The sequence below is a fragment of the Pseudoalteromonas sp. AS71 genome, assembly GCF_038900275.1.
GTDB lineage: Bacteria > Pseudomonadota > Gammaproteobacteria > Enterobacterales > Alteromonadaceae > Pseudoalteromonas.
In genome coordinates this window covers 118191-136640 of sequence record NZ_JBBMQZ010000013.1, presented here as the reverse complement: position 1 = coordinate 136640, position 18450 = coordinate 118191, and the positions used below count along the sequence as shown (strand labels likewise).

18 protein-coding genes and 1 pseudogene are annotated in these 18450 nt (G+C 38.9%); 4 read left to right on the top strand and 15 right to left on the bottom strand.

Translation table 11 applies throughout. From position 1 onward, the window contains the following. Positions 1-87: 87 nt before the first annotated feature. A pseudogene (locus WNY98_RS11670) lies at positions 88-720 on the top strand (IS4 family transposase); the annotation flags it as partial. A gap of 48 nt (positions 721-768) precedes the next feature. On the opposite strand, the gene glnB reads toward WNY98_RS11670, so the two are convergent. Beyond that, entirely contained in the window at positions 769-1107 is a 339-nt protein-coding gene (gene glnB, locus WNY98_RS11665; protein WP_008166582.1) for a nitrogen regulatory protein P-II, read from the bottom strand. A gap of 160 nt (positions 1108-1267) precedes the next feature. Between glnB and WNY98_RS11660 the strand changes: the two genes are divergently transcribed. Both WNY98_RS11660 and WNY98_RS11655 read left to right on the top strand, forming a co-directional pair. Then, positions 1268-1819 (top strand): GspH/FimT family pseudopilin, encoded by a 552-nt coding sequence (locus tag WNY98_RS11660; protein ID WP_170072089.1) that lies wholly within the window; start codon positions 1268-1270, stop codon positions 1817-1819. A 79-nt stretch (positions 1820-1898) separates the two neighbouring features. After that, positions 1899-2429, top strand: a complete 531-nt coding sequence (locus WNY98_RS11655; RefSeq protein WP_342877975.1) for a GspH/FimT family pseudopilin — start codon at positions 1899-1901, stop codon at positions 2427-2429. Between the two features lie 6 nt (positions 2430-2435). Here the strand turns inward: WNY98_RS11655 and WNY98_RS11650 are convergent, their stop codons facing one another. The 13 genes from WNY98_RS11650 to murJ all read right to left on the bottom strand — a co-directional run bounded on the left by WNY98_RS11650 (position 2436) and on the right by murJ (position 17378). Next, entirely contained in the window at positions 2436-2852 is a 417-nt protein-coding gene (locus WNY98_RS11650) for a type IV pilin protein (protein ID WP_024598441.1), read from the bottom strand. Positions 2853-2861: 9 nt separating this feature from the next. Continuing rightward, complete coding sequence (locus WNY98_RS11645) at positions 2862-6044, bottom strand: PilC/PilY family type IV pilus protein (protein WP_342877974.1); 3183 nt, start codon at positions 6042-6044, stop codon at positions 2862-2864. A 1-nt stretch (position 6045) separates the two neighbouring features. Further along, positions 6046-6549 carry a hypothetical protein gene (locus WNY98_RS11640; RefSeq protein WP_024589418.1) on the bottom strand — a complete coding sequence of 168 codons (504 nt, stop codon included), beginning with the start codon at positions 6547-6549 and terminating at the stop codon, positions 6046-6048. Beyond that, on the bottom strand, positions 6537-7532 hold the full coding sequence (locus tag WNY98_RS11635; protein WP_342875437.1) for a PilW family protein: 996 nt from the start codon (positions 7530-7532) through the stop codon (positions 6537-6539). Before WNY98_RS11635 ends, WNY98_RS11640 begins: the two co-directional genes overlap by 13 nt. Position 7533: 1 nt before the next feature. Beyond that, entirely contained in the window at positions 7534-8094 is a 561-nt protein-coding gene (gene pilV, locus WNY98_RS11630) for a type IV pilus modification protein PilV (protein ID WP_024598444.1), read from the bottom strand. A 183-nt stretch (positions 8095-8277) separates the two neighbouring features. Continuing rightward, positions 8278-8979: a LytTR family DNA-binding domain-containing protein gene (locus WNY98_RS11625; RefSeq protein ID WP_342877973.1), complete on the bottom strand. Its 702-nt coding sequence runs from the start codon at positions 8977-8979 to the stop codon at positions 8278-8280. After that, positions 8976-10010, bottom strand: a complete 1035-nt coding sequence (locus WNY98_RS11620; RefSeq protein ID WP_342877972.1) for a histidine kinase — start codon at positions 10008-10010, stop codon at positions 8976-8978. Before WNY98_RS11620 ends, WNY98_RS11625 begins: the two co-directional genes overlap by 4 nt. A 39-nt stretch (positions 10011-10049) precedes the next feature. After that, positions 10050-10979 carry a 4-hydroxy-3-methylbut-2-enyl diphosphate reductase gene (gene ispH / locus WNY98_RS11615; RefSeq protein WP_342877971.1) on the bottom strand — a complete coding sequence of 310 codons (930 nt, stop codon included), beginning with the start codon at positions 10977-10979 and terminating at the stop codon, positions 10050-10052. Further along, the gene (gene fkpB / locus WNY98_RS11610) at positions 10979-11419 is read right to left on the bottom strand and encodes an FKBP-type peptidyl-prolyl cis-trans isomerase (protein ID WP_002958231.1); all 441 of its coding nucleotides are present in this window, start codon (positions 11417-11419) and stop codon (positions 10979-10981) included. The genes ispH and fkpB overlap by 1 nt, the downstream gene beginning before the upstream one ends. Then, on the bottom strand, positions 11416-11916 hold the full coding sequence (gene lspA / locus WNY98_RS11605; protein ID WP_007376920.1) for a signal peptidase II: 501 nt from the start codon (positions 11914-11916) through the stop codon (positions 11416-11418). The genes fkpB and lspA overlap by 4 nt, the downstream gene beginning before the upstream one ends. Before the next feature lie 12 nt (positions 11917-11928). After that, on the bottom strand, positions 11929-14757 hold the full coding sequence (gene ileS / locus WNY98_RS11600) for an isoleucine--tRNA ligase (RefSeq protein WP_342877970.1): 2829 nt from the start codon (positions 14755-14757) through the stop codon (positions 11929-11931). 5 nt (positions 14758-14762) lie between these two features. Beyond that, a complete protein-coding gene (ribF, locus tag WNY98_RS11595) occupies positions 14763-15713 on the bottom strand; it encodes a bifunctional riboflavin kinase/FAD synthetase (protein WP_024596625.1) in 951 nt (316 codons plus the stop codon). 84 nt (positions 15714-15797) lie between these two features. Further along, positions 15798-17378, bottom strand: coding sequence for a murein biosynthesis integral membrane protein MurJ (murJ, locus tag WNY98_RS11590; RefSeq protein ID WP_331459335.1), 1581 nt, complete (start codon positions 17376-17378; stop codon positions 15798-15800). 253 nt (positions 17379-17631) lie between these two features. Between murJ and rpsT the strand changes: the two genes are divergently transcribed. Beyond that, positions 17632-17892 carry a 30S ribosomal protein S20 gene (rpsT, locus tag WNY98_RS11585; RefSeq protein ID WP_002958225.1) on the top strand — a complete coding sequence of 87 codons (261 nt, stop codon included), beginning with the start codon at positions 17632-17634 and terminating at the stop codon, positions 17890-17892. 75 nt (positions 17893-17967) lie between these two features. Here rpsT and WNY98_RS11580 read toward each other — a convergent pair whose 3' ends face one another. Next, positions 17968-18351, bottom strand: a complete 384-nt coding sequence (locus tag WNY98_RS11580; protein WP_002958224.1) for a response regulator — start codon at positions 18349-18351, stop codon at positions 17968-17970. Positions 18352-18450: the final 99 nt, after the last annotated feature.

Sequence of the window (18450 nt, the reverse complement as noted above, 5' to 3'; positions counted from 1 at the left end):
GAACTTTAAATTCTTGTGTAAATCGACGTCTCATTTTATCTGCCTCTATTAAAAGTTAGAGGCGACAACTATCCTGACACAGGGGGAAAAGGAGGAAGAAAAGCCCGAAGCGCAACACTGGATATCACCTATGCGCCAGTGACACTCAAAGCGCCTTACAATAAGAAAGGACGCTCCCTCCCAGTTTACTATGTCGGCAGTGCAGAGAGAGGAAACGCTGAGAACGGCTTAAGCTGGCACCTATTAACCAGTGAACCAGTCACCAGCAAAGAAGACGCCTTAGCTATCATCACCTACTATGAGCACCGTTGGCTTGTAGAGGAATACCATAAAGTCTGGAAAAGTGATGGCACGGATATCGAAAGTTTACGCCTTCAAAGCCAAGATAACATGGAAAGATTGGTGACGATTAATGGCTTTATTGCGACGCGAATATTGCAACTAAAGTTCACCAATGAGCAGCCTGATTCTCCAAGTTGTGAACAACTGTTATCTCCCAAAGCATGGAAGTTATTGTGGTTAAAGAGAATAAAAACACCATTGCCTGAAACTGCTCCAAATATGTCATGGGCGTATCAGGAACTGGCAAAGTTAGGAGGCTGGAAAGATACCAAGCGCACAGGGCGTGCATCTGTGAAAGTGTTATGGCAAGGATGGCTTAAGTTACAAGCCATCCTGGAAGGCTACGATTTAGCAAAATCTCTTGAGTCAGACTTGTGATCAAGAGACAGCTTACTAAGCGCCTTTTTACTACATAGAAAAACAAGCTTAAATCGCTTCTTCATCTTCCTCAGCAGTACGAATACGTATTACACGCTCAACATCAGTGACAAATATTTTACCATCACCGATTTTTCCTGTTTGCGCCGTTTTTACAATAACTTCAATTGCACGATCTACATTTTCATCAGTCAATACAATATCAAGTTTAACCTTAGGTAAAAAATCCACCATATATTCTGCGCCACGGTATAGCTCAGTATGACCTTTTTGACGTCCAAAGCCTTTAACTTCGCTTACCGTCATACCTGTAATACCCACGTCAGACAGTGCTTCACGCACATCATCTAACTTAAAAGGTTTGATAATTGCTTCTATTTTTTTCATATTAATTACTTTTGAAAGCTCCAGTTGTCTCGATTTTAGACAATCATGATGCTCATAGCAAACAAAGCGATTGAATTACGGTGATAAAACAACCGATCATGGTATAATTTATTGTATAAAAATAGCGATACTTAAATGACTAGCAGTAAATGAGATTAATATGAAAAACAAACAAAACGGATTCACTCTTTTAGAACTCATGGTAACCGTTGCTATCGTTGGGATCATTGCATCCATTGCTATCTGGAATAGCAGCGATATGCTAGAAGAAAATAGAGCGGAGAATTTTTTGTTGGAATTAAAAAGAAGCATTACTTATGCTCGCTCTCAAGCAGCAAGTACGGATGAAATAGTAATTCTATGTCCCGCACAAGAAGGCGCTATTAAACAAGCCAATGATGAATTTGAATGTCAACAAGAATGGGACACGAATAAAATCATTGTTGTTTTTGTTGATGCTGATAACAATGGAAGTTATAACGTAGCTAACGATGCCTTGCTGAGAGTTATAGAGGATATTCCTGCAACTGATAGCCTTAGTTATAGTGGTGACGAGACAAGTCTTCGTTTTAATACTAGTGGTCGTATTACAACAAATCCTGGAGACTTTATCTATTGCCCTAATAATGATAATGAAAATAACAAAGCTTTAACAGTATCTCAATCTGGTACTTCTTTTTATACTGGTGATACAGCTCAGACTTGCGATTAAAAAACATACAAATTCATCTTGTCATATTTGTATCATTTACTAGACTGAGTTAATCATTTATTAACTCAGGTCTTCAAGGATGAGATTATCTATATCAAAAAACAAGGGAGTGACACTTCTTGAATTAATGGTTTCGATTGCTGTTGTCAGTGTAATCAGTCAATTATCGATGTGGTTTTATCCAGACTTCTTGGCTAAAAACCGATTAGATAACCATGTGAGTCTACTACACCGAAATATAAATTATGGCCGCCTTTACGCAATTGAAAATGGTACCTACGTCACGCTTTGCGCACTAAAAGGCAGTCAATGTACAAAGGACGAGTGGGATGGTCAAATGTCACTCTTTATCGACAAAGATAAATCAACGACTCTAGATGATGATGAGTTACTCTTAAGCACTTTCGAGGATGTTCATGATGCTGATACTTTAGAGTATCCGCGCAACGCCATTACATTTCGTCCAGATGGCTCTTTAAATGGTTTTCAAAATGGAACTTTTATATATTGCCCCAATAGCAATAAAGCCAATCTCGAAGGATTGGCTTTATCTGTAAGTCAAACGGGTAGAATTCGCATCAAATCAACTGATAAGTGTCAGAAGAAGTAATCTTGGCTATCGACCCCAGCAATAGTCAACATCTGAGTCTCCTTTAGACCCTTTTGCACCTTTGAGGCCTGTGTCAGTAATTGTAAGCTCTTTACAATCATTATCGCCTTTTACAGCACCGTCTATAGGTTTAGCTGTAATAGTGAAGGTATTGCTATCGACTACACTTATAGATAGTTCAAAATGGCCATTTTCGGTTTTACTTTGCAATCCTAAATCAGTAAATGTCTCTGTATATTCCCTATTATCGACAAAATACTGCTCCTCCTTATTTGCAGCATCTAACAATGCTGCAGCCGCTTCAGCGCGCGAAGCCCGCTTTACATATTCAGTATAGTTAGGCAGCGCAATTGAAGCGAGTATGCCGACGATAGCAACGGCTATCATCAGCTCAATTAAGGTAAACCCGTGTTGTTTTTTCATTTAATTTCCTTAATTATTAACTTCGTCATTTTCTTCACGTTTATAGATATATGTTTGTTGGGTTTTAAAGCCAAATCCTACAGCATCGTCATTAACTAACACAACTTTACCATCAACAATTGTTAAGCCGGGGCCCTTTATCTCAACAGGCTTCATTGGGTTTTCAGCATTTTCACCTTTGATACCCGGCCCAATTAGATAAAACTGACTTTCTTGTGTTACGTCAACTGTTGGGTTGTCATCACACTTACCATCTCCATTACCATCTACGCATGAAGGGCCTTCGCCAAAGTATAACTGAGGTGTATCTGGTACATCATAGCTGGTTGTAAATTTAAGGTCGTCATAGACTTTCGTACCATAATGTAGGTGAAATGCGTATAAAGAACCACCACCACCACTTAGGGAACATTGGTTTTCAGTCGATGTATCTGATGCAGGTGTGAAACTTGTAAAATAAGCAACACCTCCAACAACTGTAGCAGCAGCTAGCGACTTTTCACCCGTTCCTAACTCATATCTCCAGCCATTAAATTTAGCTAAATCGACTTCCAAATCAACAAAATCATCAACGTCATCTAACGCATTACCAAATGGATCTGAGTTCATTTGCATCAAATCAGCAGGTACAATAGTATCTGGAGCATTCGTTTTATATGATTTACTAACCGTATTTTCATCTCTGATCATAAACAATTGATCTTTTTCATTGGTACCAGTTGGTTTTGAGCGATTACCACTGCCGATAACTATGGCATCATACGGTGTATCTAAGCGTGTTATAACGGTGCTGCCATTAACTGTTGACTCGCTTACTTTGCTATAAATTGTACGTGCTACGAGTGGTTTATAGAAAAAGCGTCGGTCCTCAGTTGCTTTATTACTACCAAGCTCAGCTAATTTAAAGTGGCTAAACTCGCTAGTATTACTACCAGGCATATCTATACGCCAAATATCACCTCCGGTATCTGCCGCATAAATTCGGTCTATATATCCATCATAATCTGAGTCGAGTGTCGTTATATTAGCCGCAATACTGTGTTTACCTTTAAAGCCATTAATATCGGGTGTTAATGCCCACACCCTTTTACCGGTTTCAGCTTCAACAATATAGATACCTCGCCCTATATTATCTTCACTACGTATAGCGGCGTCTTTATTAGTGTCATAACCAGCACCAAAAACTAATAAGGGTTTATCCCCAAAGGCTTTAATGTAGGCTATTTGTGGCTTTGACCATGTTTGCGCAAGCTCTTTAAAATCACCTTTACCACCTTCGATTGGAGCGTCCCATAATTTTTTCGGTATATTCGGGTTTGTTATGTCAAGTCCATAGTAATTTTTACCACCGCGACGCATTCCTGCAAAAGCCCACACTTTATCGTCGCCACTCGCATCAATAATACCGTCATTTAAACCATCACTATTTAAGTTTTTATTATCAAAGTAAATACTAATAGGACCGTCCATACCATATACTTTCGTATCGGCTTGATTTTCACGTAGAGGTTCAATAATGTTGTATAAAGCAGACGGTATAAATGCCCAACTTTCACTTACGCTATCATCTGAATCCTTAAACATATGTAAAAAGCCAGCATTAGTTCCTATTAAAACTCGAATATCATCATTACCATAATCGATTGCAACAGGTTTAGAATGCAGAGGATCACCGAAAATGTCTTTACGTTGATCAACGCTAGAACCATCAGCATCTTCATCATCAACGTCTATACCCATAGCCCACTTGATATCATTGCTCGATAAACTTAGCGGATTGTTATCGACTAAATTGAGAATATCACTCACAACTGAGGTATTGAAATTTACTATAGAACCCTGATTATCAGTGTATAAATTACGACTATCTGAATCTAATGTTGTTAAATGAAGGTTAACACCGCCTTGTGCTACTAAGTTACCATCTGCGAGCTCATCGCTTGGTAACCAAAAAGTTCTTGCACTTTCATCTATTAAGCCACTTTCATCAAGTGCCGAAAGCCCTTTAGAGTCAACAATTTGACTTCCAGATACTTTTAACTTTTTTAGATTACCGCGCCAACGAGCACCCGTTTCAGGGTAAAACATCGCGAAATAAATAGCATCACGACTACGAGTTTGATCTACGTTATTACTAGCTACTGACGGCGAAGAAAAGCTATCGTTTACTTCTCTAATTCTCGAAATCGTATTTTTTAATGCCTCTGATAAAGCTTCTGAAGTTCGCGCTTCTAAGTACTGCCCACCACCAACTGATGCAGCTTTCTCTAGCAAGTCAATGCCGCCATCACTCATTCCTGTACCAAAGCCAATGGTGAACACTCTGCCAGTATCTAATACATCACTTGTATCGGAGTATAAATCTACTTTTGTATTATTTGTTCCGTGTATTATTTTTGCTAAAGCAACTAAATAACTATCAGAATAATCACCAGTTACAAAAGGAGCTGAATCACTAAATAAGTTATTATGGACCGTTTGTATATAATTATTTCGTCCACTATCGTTAGTAGGATCACCATCTGTCATCAAAATAATATTAATTGAGTTATCGCACCTGAGAGGGTCTCCTGCTTCTTTTTTAAATGGTGACTTATAAGTGCCACTCGCATCAGCAGCTTTATCTCTGTTATTAACCCCGTATCCAAAGTCAAGATTTTGACCAGTAATATATCTATATGCCTCCCATAATGTTTCAGTTAAAGGCGTTGCGCCACTTGCAGGTAAATCGTCAACTTCATTGAGTAGAGTGTTTTTGTTAGCACCAAGCCTTGCTAATACATAACCACCTGAGCTTTCTTTAAATCTCATTAAACCAAAGTCAATATCATCATTATCGGTAATAAGTTGGCTAACTGCATTTTTTGCCACCAATAAGCGACTATCCTCACAAACAGCTTGAGCATATCCATTTACAGATTTATAGCACTGTTGTGTATAATTGAAATAAGTCTGGCTTTTAAAACAATCAGATGTATAAAACTGTCCATTTTGATAACGGCGATAACACTGGCCACCATCTACAACATCCCAAGCCATACTCCCTGATGTATCAAATATCATTAACACTCTTGGATTTTCGTCTGTCTCTACATCATGATTTACATAAAGCTCAATATCCTCAGCGAATACCGACATACTTATTGTTAAGCCAAGCAAAGAGGCTAACACTTTGTTTAATTTAAATTTCATCTTAAATCCCCTTGCTTACGCTGGCCATTTCTTGTGCTATACCTGTAACAATAGTTAGTTCATGCTTACTTTTAGATCCATATTCTATTGTGGTGGCGACCTGCAACATATTGCACGATATACCTGCTGTAAAATTAAAACGTCGAGGACATTCTAAATCTAGCGCCCCCTTGTTCAGGTTAGTCATTTTGCTTTGCATATCTGCATGATTTGCAATCACCATACCTTTGTCATCACCATCCGCGATTGCAGTTACTTCATCTGGAGTCAGGAAGAACTGATTATTAGCGCCTTGATTTGCCTCATCAGAGATCATGCGCTGCACTTCACCAATGAGTTCATTTTCGGCTACTTCGCGCTCTTGTGCTGCATTGGTAATTTTAATATCAATACTACTACTGCTCATAAGTGTTACAGCAATACCGGTCACTGCAATAACCATTATTAAAGCTGTAATTAGAACTACACCTTGCTGTTTTTTTTGTGATTGTTTTAAATACGCCATAAATTTGATCCAACATTATTTAATCGAATAGTAGTAGTAAATACAGTACGTCTGAAATTATCGGTAAATGTTAATACACGCTTATCTTCATCTTCACCTAATGTATAAGTTTGGTTTTTAATTTTAACTCCTGGATCTGGCTGCAATGCGCGTATTAATAAAAATACCTGAACAGTTAAAATACCTTTACGATTTTCCCAATCTGTATGCTTCATATCTTGAATACTTCGGTAGGTATCTACACGATTGTCACTGTTAGTATCAAGACCAAAAACAAACCGCATATTCTCAACACCTTCCATAATAGTTTCTGTGTTGATATTTCCAGCAACCAGGCGCTTTCTCATTAATGCAGGTACAGTTAAATTCTTATTATTAACTTTATAAGTTTGTTCTGATAGATAATAAACATGATGGCTATAAGGCCAAACAGTTGCATTAACATTAAGAGTTGCAGCGTTAACCGTTCCACGGAGAAATTGAGCTTTCTCTTGCTCAGCTACAAAGTAATTTTCATCGGCCTGAGTCTCATTAGTTACTGCACTAACTGTTAAACTCTTGCCTTGTAAAAATTTTAATTGAATAATATCAGTGCTTTTAATCGGATTATTTAGACAGTTAAGCTCTTTTGATTCGCCAGCAACCTTTGCGTAAATAGTTCTAAAATTACTAGCTGTAGCAAAATCAGGGAAACTCCCATTATTTAATCCTTCAAAACAGTCTGTTCCAGGGTTTGCTAGTGTATCTGTGTTTATTGCGGTGAACGAATCGTCATAATAAGTTCCCCAAAAGCCAATTTGTTCAATATCACGTTGCATAATGTTAATTGCAAGGCGCCCTGATTCTTGAAGCTCACCAATAGTCATCGTATCTTTAGTGGTTACTTTCATTCCTATATAGGTAAACATAACGCCACCTAGTATTAATCCACCAATAAATAATGAAATCATCATTTCTACAAGTGTAAAACCTTTTTGCTTCATGTTAGCTCCTAAGGTAAATATAACTAGTTAAAACAACTAAGCGGCGCTTTTTGTCAGCCGTTCCACACTTTATAGCGCCAGTAGCATCATTTGCATTAAACTCTTGTCGACCTTGCCACGAAACAATTACTTCTAAATTAAATGCTTTACCACCCGAACCAGCAACTGCGGTAGGTGCAATACATACGGTAGCACCATCTAAAGTTCCCGTATTTTCTCGAGCTCTTATAGCTCTTTTCCACTGCTCAAGATCTAGGGCTGCAACTTGCGCTGCGCTACAAGTGTTTGTAAAGCACGCCTGCGAGGTTGTAGTAGCAGTTTCACTATCAAATGTCTGTGTATATAGTCCCGCTATTTGAGGAGTATCGTTGGCACGAATACGCTGCACAATATCATTACCAAGTGCAACTGCAGCAGCTCGCTGCATAGAATCAAAGCTTGCTTGCTTTGCTTTTGCTTGCAAGGCAACTGCGCCTAACAGGCCAAAACTAAGAATAATAAATGCAATTAACACTTCAATTAGAGTGAAGCCTCTTTGCACTTTTGTTTGAGATGACTGCATAGTAAAACCAAATAAAAATTATCTGATTATAAGTTTATGCTATTTATTTTAGGAATCAATGAGGACTAAGACAAGCGGTTATATTTGTTGATAAACGGTTAATTAAATCGACTCATTCAACAAAACAGTAGTAATTAAGCGTAAATGCATTTAAGTCAGAGGCAACTTAATTGCAAAATAAGTCTAAAGCGTATTTTTAACTAATTTAAGCTCGCGGCGGCTCACAGGTAATAACTCGCTGCACCCTTGCAGTTCAATCACATGATGCCCACTCCCTTTTGAATGCAAAGCAATTACTTTTTGTTTATTAACTACTGTATTGCGATGAATTCGCAAAACATATGTGGGATATTGCAGCTCTAATTGCTTTAGACTTTGTTCAAGCAAAGCTTCTCCACCGGAGAATATCATTTTGGTATATTTTTCTTCTGCACTAAAGTACAAAACATCATTTATATCAACACTACGAAGGGTGCCCGCTAATTGATAAGACACTTTTACATTTTTTTGTTTTTGAATATGTACTTTATTTAAACGCCCAACTTGCTTAAGCACCTTTTGCAATGATTGCTCTGAAATAGGTTTAACTAAATAACCTGCAGCGCTTAATTGTAGTGCATCAAAAGCATGCTCAGGGTGGGCAGTTATAAAAACAATAGCGGGCGGTAGAGTTAAACTATTGAGCTCATTCGCAACTTGTAAACCATTCATACCGGGCATATCAACATCTAAAAAAATCAAATCTGGCGTTTGATTTTTAGCAAGTACTAGGGCTTCATTACCATTACTTGCCTCACCTTGTACAACTATACTTTTATCGTGTGCTAACAAACGGATTAAGCGAGATCTCGCAAGAGGTTCATCATCAACAATGAGTACATTCATACACTGCCCTCAATTAGCTTAGGGATAACGACCTTGACCCTAAACACATCATTTTTATTAGTAATTGTTAGCTGCGCTTTATTTTTATAATAAATATTTAATCGCTGGCGAATGTTTTCAAGCGCCATTCCGTTATTAGGCCTAGTTTGAGCGTTAGAAATTGTTATAGGGTTAGAAACAATCATGGTTATATAGCCGGTAGTGATATGTAGCTCTACTTTTATTTCAGCACCATGCTCACTTGTTTCAACACCATGGCATACTGCATTTTCAATTAATGGCTGCAGGGTTAAGCAAGGAATACTCAATGCCGGCAGTGTATTGGGTATTTGCCAATCAACTCTTAAGCGATTACCAAACCGCCATGTTTCAAGTGCGATATATTGCTTGCTCAGCGTTATTTCATCTTCAAGAGATACATTTTTTCCCGAGTGCATTGCAGCCTGCGATAAGGCGGCTAAAGCTAAAATGGCTTGCTCTGCCGCATCTGCATCATGATGGGTAAGCTCTGCAGCAGTGTTTAAACTGTTATATAAAAAATGAGGACGTATTCTAGCTTGTAAGGCATCAAGTTCTGCACGAGAGAGTGCTTGAGTTTGTTGCTCTTTTTCAAAATGAATTAATAAAAACTGAACGAATAAAGCAGCCAGTAAAGCCACTATAATACAATTGCGAAGTGTGAAATAAATTAGGCTATTTGTATCATCTATATCAAAAGCAAAATGAGAAAATAAAATACTAAAAAGACAGGTAGATAATAAAAAAGAGGCAAAAAGTATACTTAACTGAAAAGTTTGAGTACGTTTTTGTAAAAAAGCTCTACAAAAATATAAAGAAGAGGTACCGAATAAAACAATTAAATGCATAAACAAGCTAATGATCCCAAGCCGAAGCCAAATATCTCCTTCTACATTAGGTGCAAAAGCTAAAACAATAGCAATAACTTGAGAAACAATAAGCGAAGCTAGTACGCCTCGCTCATTAAAAAGAGCCGAAAAAAGCAAACCATCATTTTGAAGTGACTTGCTCATAACGACTCTCCTTTAATCTAAATGTTTAATATATTTAAATTAACGTAGCTCTACAGGAACAGCAAAAACGATATTCTCTATCTCGCCCGGGTTTTCAACAACTTGCGTACCACCAAGTTCTTTTAATCGGCTTATAACTTGTTGTACGAGTACTTCTGGCGCAGATGCACCCGCAGTTACGCCTACAGCTTTAGAACCCAAAACCCATTGTTCTTGTACATCAGTTGCATCATCAATTAAATAAGCAACTGTGCCCATTTTATCTGCAAGTTCACGTAAGCGATTAGAGTTAGAGCTGTTTTTAGCCCCTACAACTAATAGCACATCAACTTTATCAGCTAAGTCACGAACAGCGTCTTGACGATTTTGCGTTGCATAACAAATGTCATCTTTACGCGGTCCATCAATTGATGGAAACTTATTGCGTAGTGCATCAATAACATCTGCGGTGTCATCAACTGAGAGTGTTGTTTGGCTGCAATAAAAAAGATTTTCAGCATTTTTTACATTAAGTGCAACAACATCATCAACGGTTTCAACAAGATAAATGCCACCGGCTGAGTTATCATATTGTCCCATTGTCCCCTCTACTTCAGGGTGGCCATGGTGTCCAATTAAAATACACTCAATACCTTTACGACTCGCACGTGTAACTTCCATATGTACTTTAGTTACAAGCGGACACGTTGCATCAAATACTTTTAAATCACGGCGTTTAGCCTCAGAACGAACAGCTTGCGATACGCCATGTGCGCTAAAAATAACAATGCTGTCGTCAGGTACTTGATCAAGATCTTCAACAAATACCGCACCACGACTTTTTAGTCCATCAACCACATAGCGGTTATGTACTACTTCATGGCGCACATAAATTGGCTTTTCAAAAATATCTAGAGCGCGCTCAACAATACTAATAGCACGGTCAACACCAGCGCAAAAGCCGCGAGGATTAGCTAGTAATATTTCCATTAGCCTTCCACCTCAATAATATCAACTTCAAACGTTAAACGTTGGCCAGATAAAGGGTGATTAAAATCAATCGTTACCGACTCACCTTGCACTTCGCGAACTAAACCTGGAAGCTCAGTGCCATCAGGTTGAGTAAACGCAATAATTGCACCTACTTTGGCTGGTGTTTCTGGGCCAAATTTACTGCGGTCAACGTAGTAAATATTATCTGGATTTGGCTGACCAAAAGCATCTTCAGGTTCTAATTCAAACGTTTTACTTTCGCCTGCAGTTAAACCTAATAAACACTTTTCGAAGTTTGCCGTTAAGCTGCCATCGCCCATTGTTAATTTAGCAGGTTTGTTGTGCACCTTGGTAGAATCAGCGGCAGAGCCATCTTCTAATTTAATAGAAAAATGGAAAATAACTTGCGAGTTTTCACCAATTACAGCTTGGCTCATGCTTTATGCTCCTTCGGACTCTCGCCGGTAAAGGCGTCAAATAACAATAACGCTGCGCCAATACAAATAGCGCAATCAGCAATATTGAATACCGGAAAATGTGAGTCTTTATAAAATACGTGAATAAAGTCGATTACATAACCATACGCAATACGATCGTATAAATTACCAATAGCGCCTGCAAGTACCAGTGCATAAGCACCGCATAGTACTTTGTTTGTTGCAGGTAAGCGTTTTAGCCACCACACAAGTAAAGCACTAATAGCAATGGCAATCGCACTTAAAAACCAACGCTGCCAACCACCCGCTTCACTTAAAAAGCTATAAGCAGCACCATAGTTATGCACATAAGTAATACTAAAAACAGGGAGTAAGTTTATCGACTCTTGATAAGCCATAGTCCCTACAACAAGTGTTTTACTGGCAAAGTCTATTACTAATAGTAATAGACTCAACCAAAGCCACACTAAACCACTTTTTTGGGCTAGTTTGCTCACTAAGAATAACTCCTAAGCGAATTGACGCTTTTCGCCTTCGCCGTCAACATTACTTACACAACGACCACAAATTTCAGGATGAGCAGGATTAACACCTACATCTTCACTGTAATGCCAACAACGCTCACATTTAGCAGCATCTGTTGCAGCAACACTAATGAACAAACCTTCAGTTTCGGTAGCTTGTGTATCAGCTGGCTGACTATCAACTTCAGAAACATTTACGGCAGATGTTAATAATACAAAACGCAGTTCATCACCAAGCGCATTTAATTTAGCGGCAAGCTCTTTACCCGTAAATAAATTAACCGTTGCTTGAAGCGTTGCACCAATGACTTCTTCTTTACGTGCAGCTTCTAATAAGCGGTTTACTTCGTCGCGTACTGTTAAAATCTCTAACCAGTCATCGTTACTAAATTGGCTATTTGTTGGCGCTTGTAAACCATCGTACCAAACAGATGTAAATACGTAGTCACTACGCTCACCCGGTAAAGCTTCCCAAATTTCTTGTGCGGTAAAGCTCATAATAGGTGCCATCCAACGCGTCATTGCTTCTGCAATATGATAAAGCGCTGTTTGACAAGAACGACGTGCATGGCTGTCACTCTTAGCTGTGTACTGACGATCTTTAATTACGTCTAAATAGAACGAACCAAGCTCACCTGTACAGAAGTTCATTAGCTTTTGCGTTACTAATAGCATTTGGTAGCTATCGTATGCGGCTAAAATTTCGTCTTGCAACTGAGCAGCACGACCAACAATCCACTTATCAAGCTCAACCATGTCATCAATAGCCACTTGATCTGTTTTTGGATCAAAACCATTTAGGTTAGCTAGTAAGTAACGGCTCGTGTTACGAATACGGCGGTAGCGATCGGCAGAGCGTTTAAATATTTCATCCGACACAGTCATTTCTGCCGTGTAATCGGTAGAAGCAACCCATAAACGAAGAATGTCGGCGCCTAGTTTATTCATCACATTTTGTGGTGAAATAACATTGCCTAGCGACTTAGACATTTTGCGGCCGTTTTCATCAACGGTAAAACCATGGGTCAATACTTGGCGGTATGGTGCATGACCATTAATAGCCACTGATGTCATCATTGATGACATAAACCAACCACGGTGTTGATCAGAACCTTCAAGGTATAAATCAGCTGGACCAACCAAGTCTTCACGTGCGTCTACAACACATGCGTGTGAAACACCTGAGTCAAACCATACATCTAGCGTATCTTGCACTTTCGTGTATTGCTTGGCATCTTCTTCACCAAGTAATGTAGCTGGTTCTAAATCATACCATGCCTGAATACCTGATTTTTCAACTAGCTGTGCCGCTTGCTCAATTAGCTCTTGAGTATTTGGATGAAGTGCACCGGTATCTTTATCAGCAAACAATGCAATTGGCACACCCCAAGTACGTTGGCGAGATATACACCAATCTGGGCGGCTTTCAACCATGTTTGAAATACGGCTTTCGCCCCACTCTGGCAACCACTGCGTGTTTTTAATTTCTTTTAAAGAATCTTGACGCAAGTTAGCCTGATCCATACTTACAAACCATTGTGGTGTAGCACGGAAAATAATGGGTGTTTTATGGCGCCAACAATGTGGGTAACTATGAGTTATAGCATGATGATGCATTAATGCACCGTGCTCTTTTAATACTTCAATTACGCTCGCATTTGCTTTAAATACATGCTGACCTGCAAAAAGTTCAGTATCTGGTAAATAAACACCATTAGCGCCAACAGGGTTAGCTACTTCAAGGTTGTAATTTAAACCAGCCACGAAATCTTCTTGACCATGTCCTGGTGCTGTATGTACAACACCGGTACCTGAGTCAGTCGTTACGTGTTCTGCAACAATCACGGGTACATCAAAATCATAAAAAGGATGGGCTACAGTTAAGTTTTCAAGTGCAGCACCTTTTACATAACCTAATACATGAAAGTGATTAAAACCAAAGCGGTCCATTGCATCTTTAACAAGCTCAGAGCCTAAAATTAGACGTTGTTGTACGCCTTCATCTTCAACCTGCACCAATGCATATTCTAAATCGGCATGCACAGCTACTGCGCGGTTTGCTGGAAGCGTCCACGGTGTTGTTGTCCAAATAACAGTACCAACACTGCCTTCACCCTTGTGACCATCAGCCAAATCAAATGCACTTACAACAGCATCTTGATCAACAAATGTAAAACGTACATCAATCGCTGGTGATTGCTTGTCTTGGTATTCAACTTCAGCTTCTGCTAATGCAGAACCACAATCTGTACACCAATGCACAGGCTTAGCACCTTTGTGCAAATGACCTTTTTCAATAATACGACCAAGTACACGAATTGCATTCGCTTCAAAGTCAAAGTTCATTGTTAAGTAAGGCTTATCCCAATCTGCAAATACGCCTAAACGTTTAAAATCAACTTTTTGACCTTCAACTTGTTTTTTAGCGTATGCACGGCATTTTTCACGAAACTCGCTTGCGGTTACTTTTACGCCCGGCTTGCCTACTTTTTTCTCAACCATTAACTCGATTGGTAAACCATGACAATCCCAACCTGGTACTAATGGTGAATCAAAGTCAGATAATGTTTTAGACTTAACAATAATGTCTTTTAATATTTTATTAACTGAGTGGCCTAAATGGATATCGCCATTTGCATACGGAGGGCCGTCATGCAAAATAAAGGTCTTTTTACCTTTCTTAGCGCTGCGAATTTGACCGTACAGGTCGTCTTCATACCATGCTTTAAGCATTTTTGGTTCACGTTGTGCCAAATTGCCACGCATTGGAAACGGTGTTTCCGGTAAGTTCAAAGTATGTTTATAGTCGCTCATTTATCCTACATTCCGTCTCTATCGGCTACCTGATTTAAACCAAAACACTGCTTAGCGGCAGCAACATCAGTTGCTATTTGCGCCGTTAATTGTGTTAATGTCTCGAATTTTTTCTCATCGCGAAGTTTTTCTATTAACTCCACATGCATAAATTGTCCGTAAATATCCTGTGCAAAATCAAAAAGGTGAACTTCTAATAATGCACGAGTTCCATTAAATGTCGGCTTATTGCCTACATTTGCAACTCCAAAAATCTGTTTTCCTGCAATCGTTGCTTGCACTGCAAACACTCCGTTGACAGGACACACTTGGCGTTTTAGGGCTATATTTGCCGTTCTAAAACCGAGTTCACGTCCTCTTTTCCAACCATGTATAACACGCCCAGAAATAGCATAATCGTGACCAAGCATTATTTTAGCACTCGCTAAGTCACCGGATGCTAAAGCATCTCGTATTAAAGTGCTGCTTACTCTAGCATTTAATTGACGAAAGCTCGCGGTGCTTTTTACATCCATGCCCGCTTGCTTACCCATGCTAGCAAGTAAGTGAAAGTTACCTTGGCGTTGCTTTCCAAACTTAAAATCATCACCAACAGTAAGTGCTTTAACACCTAACTTTTTAATCAAAATCTCATTAACGAATTGCTCAGCATGCATGTTTGCAAATTGCTGATTAAAGCTAATGCAAATAACTCGCTCAATACCTAAATCACTCAATAAACGTAACTTATCTCGTAAGCGCGTTAACCGTGCAGGGGCATTGTTTTTAGCAAAAAACTCTTGTGGCTGGGGTTCAAACAGCATTACAGTGCTAGGCAAACTATGCGCTTTAGCATCGCTAAGTAAACCTTTTAATACTTCTGCGTGGCCTAAATGAACGCCGTCAAAATTACCAATAGTTAACACACAACCAAAGTGGTGTGGGCGAATATTGTGTATACCTCTAATTAACTCCATGCCACCTAATGCCTTGTTTAGCGAGTTATTAATTACGGCTAAAAATTTATTAAAGCCGCAGAGCTGCCGATTATAATCTTTTTTTTAGTTTGATTCAGTAATTGCTACACTTTTTATCGTATTTAGTCTAACGCCCATCAAAAATAGCATTGCAAAGTAGCTAATACCTGCCAAAGCCACTAATACCATTAATAATATTACCTGCTGTGTAAAAGCCCATGTAGCCCAGTAATAGTAACTGCTCACAAACCATGTAACAGCTCCCATAACAATACTTGCAACAACACATTTTAGTGTAAAGCGCATACTCATTGATGAAAACTGATACACATTTTCTTTTTTAAGCTGCCTATACAGCAAAAACGCATTACAACTAGCCGATAGCGAAGTAGCGAGTGCTAAACCTAAATAACCAATGAAAGGAGCCAACATAATATTAAATACCATATTCAGTACTAAGGTGATAATACCAATACGCACCGGCGTTTTTGTGTCTTGACGAGCATAAAAGCCAGGAGCAAGTACTTTAATCAGCATAAAGCTTACAAGCCCTACTGAATACGCGACTACGCCTAAACTTACTGCTTTAACATGATCAACACTGTCTTCTTTAAACGCACCGTGGTCGAACAATACGGTGATAATAAGCGGGCTGATGATCATTAGACCTATCATTGCTGGTAGGCCTAAAAATATAACAAAACGCACTCCCCAGTCGAGGGTATGTTGAAAATCACTGCTTTTTTTACTGCTATGTAACTTAGAGAGCGCCGGTAAAATAACTGTCGCAATACCAATACCAAATAAGCCCAGCGGAAATTCAATTAAACGGTCTGAATAATAAAGCCATGCTATCGAGCCTGTCATCAGTAATGAAGCAATCATGGTATCAAGCAACAAATTAATTTGGCTAATAGATACGCCAAACAAAGCAGGGAGCATAAGTTTACGTACTTTTTTTACGTTTTCGTCTTGCCATGCCCAGCGCGGACGCGCCAACATTTTTGCACGGTATAAAAATGGAAGTTGAAACAATAGCTGTACAACGCCACCAATAAATACGCCAATTGCGAGAGAATAAGCCCCGACACTAAATTTATCATGTAAAAAAATTGCACATGTGATGATAGAAACATTGAGTAGAACTGGTGTAAATGCAGCAACAGCAAAACGGTTATACACGTTCATTACCGCACCACTAAGCGCAACTAAGCTTACAAAAAACAAATATGGGAATGTAAACTTAAGTAATGAGCTTGCAAGCTCAAATTTTTCGGCATTAGGTCCGCCCTGCCACCAATCTATAAACCAACCAGTGCCAAACAATGCTGCAATAACGGGTGAAGCAACAACACCTATAATAGTGACAATTAGTAAAATGGTTCCTAATGTGCCTGCTGCTTGTGCAACAAAAAGCCTGACCTTGTCGTCGCCTTGCTGCTCTTTAATTTCACTCAGCACGGGTACAAATGCTTGTGCAAAGGCGCCTTCTGCAAATAAACGACGTAAAAAATTAGGAATACGGTTAGCAAATAAAAAAACATCAGCCGCCGCACTTGCGCCTAATAAATTGGCAACGACCGCATCTCGAACGAGCCCTAAAATACGCGATATCATAGTCATACAACTAACAATCATACCGGAGCGAAATAAACCTTTTGACACCTTAAACCTACTCAAAAATCCTCAAGATAGGCGATTATGCCACAGTCTTTTTTATAAATCGCTTTAAAGCACTAGGCTGGGGGTCTGTGCTTTGTTACAATGTCGGTATTAACTGCTAAAGCGGCAAATTGATGCTCGTTATATGGTGCAGTTTTTCTTGGATTGTTAAATTTAAATTGACATCCATGATAGAAACAGGCATATTCCACGGCCTTTAATTTAAGCTTTATTTTAAGATTGTTAGGAGCAAACCTTGGCTAACATCAAGTCTGCAAAAAAACGCGCTATCACAAGCGAAAAAAACCGTCAGCACAACGCAAGCCGTCGTTCAATGATGCGCACTTACTTCAAAAAAGTAATTGTTGCTATTGAAGCGGGCGATAAAGAAGCTGCACAGCAAGCTTTTTCTGTTGCTACACCTATCCTAGACCGTTACGCAACTAAGGGTCTAATTCACAAAAACAAAGCAGCTCGTCATAAGAGCCGTATAGCAGCTAAGATTAAAGCTCTATAATTTGTTTTTGATAGAATATAAAAAACCGGCTTTTGCCGGTTTTTTTTTGTTTAAATTTTAAATGTACTTACTTTATTAGACATTTTCTAAATCTGGATAAAACTTCTTAAGCATCGCCGCTATTTTTTTAGGTGTAAATGGCTTTACTACAAACCCTTTAGCGCCTTTATCAATTGCATCCTTAACATTCTCAATACCTGAATGTGCAGATACCATAACCACATTTGTCTCTGGGCTTAATTCATTGATTTGTGCAATCAAATCTTTACCATCACCGTCTGGCAATTCAATGTCTAAAAAAATGATATTATAATTTGCAGCTTGGCACTCACTAATACATTGTGAGGCAGTAGATGCTTCCTTTACGTTATCTATCCCTAAGTGCATGAGCGTTTGGCTCAAAAAACTACGCACTGTGCTAACGTCATCTACAATTAAAATTGATAGCTGCGTATTCATCTTTATTCCTCGTAGGCTATAAGCTAACTTTAAGTTATCATAATAATTAGCTTAGTATATAAATTTACTCATTTAATTATAGAGACCTACGGAAAAAAG

What these genes read in the sequence shown, in the direction of transcription:
- WNY98_RS11640 (WP_024589418.1), bottom strand. Translation starts at nt 6,549, where the DNA reads ATGGCGTATTTAAAACAATCACAAAAAAAACAGCAAGGTGTAGTTCTA.
- WNY98_RS11580 (WP_002958224.1), bottom strand. Translation starts at nt 18,351, where the DNA reads ATGAATACGCAGCTATCAATTTTAATTGTAGATGACGTTAGCACAGTG.
- WNY98_RS11650 (WP_024598441.1), bottom strand. Translation starts at nt 2,852, where the DNA reads ATGAAAAAACAACACGGGTTTACCTTAATTGAGCTGATGATAGCCGTT.
- ribF (WP_024596625.1), bottom strand. Translation starts at nt 15,713, where the DNA reads ATGGAGTTAATTAGAGGTATACACAATATTCGCCCACACCACTTTGGT.
- WNY98_RS11655 (WP_342877975.1), top strand. Translation starts at nt 1,899, where the DNA reads ATGAGATTATCTATATCAAAAAACAAGGGAGTGACACTTCTTGAATTA.
- ileS (WP_342877970.1), bottom strand. Translation starts at nt 14,757, where the DNA reads ATGAGCGACTATAAACATACTTTGAACTTACCGGAAACACCGTTTCCA.
- WNY98_RS11625 (WP_342877973.1), bottom strand. Translation starts at nt 8,979, where the DNA reads ATGAATGTACTCATTGTTGATGATGAACCTCTTGCGAGATCTCGCTTA.
- fkpB (WP_002958231.1), bottom strand. Translation starts at nt 11,419, where the DNA reads ATGAGCCAAGCTGTAATTGGTGAAAACTCGCAAGTTATTTTCCATTTT.
- WNY98_RS11645 (WP_342877974.1), bottom strand. Translation starts at nt 6,044, where the DNA reads ATGAAATTTAAATTAAACAAAGTGTTAGCCTCTTTGCTTGGCTTAACA.
- WNY98_RS11660 (WP_170072089.1), top strand. Translation starts at nt 1,268, where the DNA reads ATGAAAAACAAACAAAACGGATTCACTCTTTTAGAACTCATGGTAACC.
- WNY98_RS11635 (WP_342875437.1), bottom strand. Translation starts at nt 7,532, where the DNA reads ATGAAGCAAAAAGGTTTTACACTTGTAGAAATGATGATTTCATTATTT.
- ispH (WP_342877971.1), bottom strand. Translation starts at nt 10,979, where the DNA reads ATGGAAATATTACTAGCTAATCCTCGCGGCTTTTGCGCTGGTGTTGAC.
- WNY98_RS11620 (WP_342877972.1), bottom strand. Translation starts at nt 10,010, where the DNA reads ATGAGCAAGTCACTTCAAAATGATGGTTTGCTTTTTTCGGCTCTTTTT.
- glnB (WP_008166582.1), bottom strand. Translation starts at nt 1,107, where the DNA reads ATGAAAAAAATAGAAGCAATTATCAAACCTTTTAAGTTAGATGATGTG.
- pilV (WP_024598444.1), bottom strand. Translation starts at nt 8,094, where the DNA reads ATGCAGTCATCTCAAACAAAAGTGCAAAGAGGCTTCACTCTAATTGAA.